This is a genomic window from Paraburkholderia sp. BR10954 (assembly GCF_040965775.1).
In the GTDB taxonomy this organism is placed as follows: domain Bacteria; phylum Pseudomonadota; class Gammaproteobacteria; order Burkholderiales; family Burkholderiaceae; genus Paraburkholderia; species Paraburkholderia youngii.
The window spans coordinates 1-3,605 of the sequence record NZ_JBFRCK010000125.1 but is presented as its reverse complement, the minus strand read 5'-3'; the positions used below and the strand labels follow the sequence as shown (position 1 = coordinate 3,605).

Below are 3,605 nucleotides of genomic sequence, written 5' to 3'. Positions count from 1 at the left end.
CTGGACGCGGACGCGAATTCGCCCGAACAGGCGCGCTTCGACGCGGTCATGGCCGCCGACGGCAAGATCGAGCCGCAGGACTGGATGCCCGACGCGTACCGCAAGACGCTGGTGCGGCAGATCTCGCAGCACGCGCACTCGGAGATCGTCGGCATGCTGCCCGAGGGCAACTGGATCACCCGCGCGCCGAGCCTGAAGCGCAAGGCGATCCTGATCGCCAAGGTGCAGGACGAGGCCGGCCACGGGCTCTATCTGTATAGCGCGGCCGAAACCCTCGGCGTGTCGCGCGAGCAGCTGATCGACGCGCTGCACGCGGGCAAGGCCAAGTATTCGAGCATCTTCAACTACCCGACGCCCACCTGGGCCGACGTCGGCGTGATCGGCTGGCTGGTCGACGGCGCGGCGATCATGAACCAGATCCCGCTGTGCCGCTGCACCTACGGGCCGTACGCCCGCGCGATGATCCGCATCTGCAAGGAAGAGTCGTTCCACCAGCGCCAGGGGTTCGATGCGCTGCTCGCGATGATGGCCGGCACCGACGCGCAGCGCGAGCTCGTGCAGCAGGCGGTGAACCGCTGGTGGTGGCCGGTGCTGATGATGTTCGGCCCGAGCGACAGGGACTCGGTGCACAGCAACCAGTCGGCGCAATGGGGCATCAAGCGCATCACCAACGACGACCTGCGCCAGAAATTCGTCGACGCGACCGTCGAGCAGGCCAAGGTGCTCGGCGTCACGCTGCCCGATGCGCAGCTCAAATGGAACGCGGCGCGCGGCCACTACGACTACGGCGACATCGACTGGGAAGAGTTCTGGCGCGTCGTCAATGGCGACGGCCCGTGCAACCGCGAGCGCCTCGCCACGCGCGTGAAGGCCCATGCGGACGGCGCCTGGGTGCGCGAAGCCGCACTCGCCCATGCCGAAAAACAGCGCCAGCGCGCGCAACAGCACGCCGCCTGAGTGGCACCGCACATCACAGGAATCAGGAGATCAGCAATGAACAAGGAATGGCCGATTTGGGAAGTGTTCGTGCGCAGCAAGCAGGGACTCGACCACAAGCACTGCGGCAGTCTGCACGCGGCCGACGCGCCGATGGCGCTGCGCATGGCGCGCGACGTCTACACGCGCCGCCAGGAAGGCGTGAGCATCTGGGTGGTGCCGTCCTCGGCGATCACCGCCTCGGCGCCCGACGAGAAGGCCGAGCTGTTCGAACCGGCGGGCGACAAGATCTATCGCCACCCGACGTTCTACACGCTGCCCGACGAAGTCAACCACATGTAAGCGCGCCATGACCACCATGTCCCCTACGTCCCCTACGTCCCCTACGTCCCCTACGTCCCCTACGTCCCCGTCGCCCGAACATCTGCAGTACGTGCTGCGCCTCGCCGATACCGCGCTGATCCTCGGTCAGCGCAACAGCGAGTGGTGCGGCCACGGCCCGATCCTCGAAGAGGACATCGCGCTGTCGAACATGAGCCTCGACCTGATCGGCCAGGCGCGCCTGCTGTACACGCACGCGGCCACGCTCGAAGAGCAGCTCACCGGCCGTCAGCGCAGCGAGGACGACTACGCGTACTTCCGCGCCGAACGCGAATTCGCGAACTACACGCTCGCCGAGCTGCCGCACTACGGGCCGCTCGCCGGCACCGCGCAGGCGCAGAAGGACTATGCGGTGACGATCGTGCGCAACTTCCTGTACGCGACGCTGATGAGGCATCTGTGGGGCGCGCTGACGGACTCCACCGACGAACAGCTCGCCGCGATCGCCGCGAAGTCGATCAAGGAAACGCAGTACCACGTGCATCACGCGGGCGAGTGGCTGATCCGCTTCGGCGACGGCACCGACGAATCGCACCGTCGCGCGCAGGCCGCGCTCGACTATCTGATGCCGTACACGTACGAGTTCTTCAGCGCGGACGCGGTGGAAGACGCGATCGCCGCGGCGGGCGTCGGCCCGCGCACCTCGACGCTGGAAGCCGCATGGCTCGACGACGTGCGCGCCACGCTCGACGCGGCCACGCTGATGCTGCCCGCGGCGCTGCGGCACGTGAGCACCGGCAAGCACGGCGAGCATTCGGAGCACATGGGTTTCGTGCTCGCGGAAATGCAGAGCCTCGCGCGCCAGCATCCGGGCGCGAGCTGGTGAGCCCGCGATGACGACCTCGACCGCCGTGCAGCCCGTGAATACAGCCGCTGCCACCACCGCCACCACCGATCCCGCGCTCACCCGCGCGTGGAGCGTGCTCGAAGCGGTACCCGACCCGGAGATCCCGGTGGTCTCGATCCGCGAGCTCGGCATCCTGCGCGAGGTGCGACGCGCCGCGGACGGCGCGCTCGAGGTCGTGATCACGCCGACCTACTCGGGCTGCCCGGCGATGTCGCAGATTGCCGAAGACATCGGCCGTGCGCTCGAGGCCGCGCAGCTCACGCCGTACCGCGTCGCCACCGTACTCGCGCCGGCGTGGACCACCGACTGGATCACCGCCGAGGCGCGCGAAAAACTGCGCGTCTACGGCATCGCGCCGCCCACGGGCAACTGCGGTTCAGCCGCGCACGCGAGCGCCGCGCCGCAGGAGAAAGTGCTGCGCTTCGTGCCGCGCGCGCTGCCCCCCCCGCCCTGTCCGCGCTGCGGCTGCGCACACACCGAGCGACTCGCGCAGTTCGGCTCGACCGCCTGCAAGGCCCTGTATCGCTGCCTCGACTGCCGCGAACCCTTCGACTACTTCAAACCGTACTGATATGGCCACCCCGCAATTCCATCCGCTGCGTATCCGCGAAGTACGTCCCGAAACCGCCGATGCGGTGTCGGTCGCCTTCGAAGTCCCGCCCGAACTGCGCGACCAGTATCGCTTCACGCAGGGCCAGTTCGTCACGCTGAAGACGCATATCGACGGTGAGGAAACGCGCCGCTCGTATTCGATCTGCGTGGGCGTCACCGACTACGACCGCGACGGCGAGTTGCGCATCGGCATCAAGCGCGTGCGCGGCGGGCGTTTCTCGAACTTCGCGTTCGACACGCTGCAGCCCGGCCACACGATCGACGTGATGACGCCGGACGGCCGCTTCTTCACGCACCTGAACGCCGAACAGGGCCAGCAGTATCTCGCGTTCTCGGGCGGCTCGGGCATCACGCCGGTGCTCGCGATCATCAAGACCACGCTCGAAGTCGAGCCGCGCAGCACCTTCACGCTGGTGTACGGCAACCGCAGCGTCGACCAGATCATGTTCGCCGAGGAGCTCGAGGATCTGAAGAACCGCTTCATGAACCGCTTCGTGCTGTATCACGTGCTGTCGGACGACCTGCAGGACGTCGAGCTGTTCAACGGCGTGCTCGACCAGCAGAAGTGCGCGGCGTTCCTCGACCAGCTGCTGCCGGCCGACGCGATCGACGAGGCGTTCATCTGCGGCCCCGCGCCGATGATGGAGGCGGCCGAGGCGGCGCTCAAGGCTGCCGGCGTGCCGCCCGCGAAGGTGCACGTCGAGCGCTTCGGCACGCCGCTGCCGCAGGCGGGGGTGCCGCCCGTCGAGATCACCGCGGACACCCCGGCTGCCGACCTCGAGATCGTGCTCGACGGCAAGCGGCGCAGGCTGCGCCTGCCGTATCAGGG

General features: G+C 68.1%; 5 protein-coding genes. All 5 read left to right on the top strand.

Annotation, left to right across the window (positions count from 1 at the left end; all coding sequences use genetic code 11):
- Positions 1-957, top strand: a 957-nt coding sequence (gene paaA, locus AB4Y34_RS41120; protein ID WP_255209150.1) for a 1,2-phenylacetyl-CoA epoxidase subunit PaaA, incomplete at its 5' end; no start/stop codon positions are given.
- A 36-nt stretch (positions 958-993) separates the two neighbouring features.
- Positions 994-1,278 carry a 1,2-phenylacetyl-CoA epoxidase subunit PaaB gene (paaB, locus tag AB4Y34_RS41115; protein ID WP_013090772.1) on the top strand — a complete coding sequence of 95 codons (285 nt, stop codon included), beginning with the start codon at positions 994-996 and terminating at the stop codon, positions 1,276-1,278.
- A gap of 16 nt (positions 1,279-1,294) precedes the next feature.
- Positions 1,295-2,143, top strand: coding sequence for a 1,2-phenylacetyl-CoA epoxidase subunit PaaC (gene paaC, locus AB4Y34_RS41110; protein WP_368719223.1), 849 nt, complete (start codon positions 1,295-1,297; stop codon positions 2,141-2,143).
- 7 nt (positions 2,144-2,150) lie between these two features.
- Positions 2,151-2,735 carry a 1,2-phenylacetyl-CoA epoxidase subunit PaaD gene (gene paaD, locus AB4Y34_RS41105; protein WP_368719222.1) on the top strand — a complete coding sequence of 195 codons (585 nt, stop codon included), beginning with the start codon at positions 2,151-2,153 and terminating at the stop codon, positions 2,733-2,735.
- A 1-nt stretch (position 2,736) separates the two neighbouring features.
- On the top strand, positions 2,737-3,605 hold an 869-nt coding region (locus tag AB4Y34_RS41100; RefSeq protein ID WP_176386033.1), incomplete at its 3' end, for an FAD-binding oxidoreductase.

Excerpts from the sequence above, each read along its gene's own strand:
- paaD (WP_368719222.1), top strand. The coding sequence starts at position 2,151 with ATGACGACCTCGACCGCCGTGCAGCCCGTGAATACAGCCGCTGCCACC.
- paaB (WP_013090772.1), top strand. The coding sequence starts at position 994 with ATGAACAAGGAATGGCCGATTTGGGAAGTGTTCGTGCGCAGCAAGCAG.
- paaC (WP_368719223.1), top strand. The coding sequence starts at position 1,295 with ATGTCCCCTACGTCCCCTACGTCCCCTACGTCCCCTACGTCCCCTACG.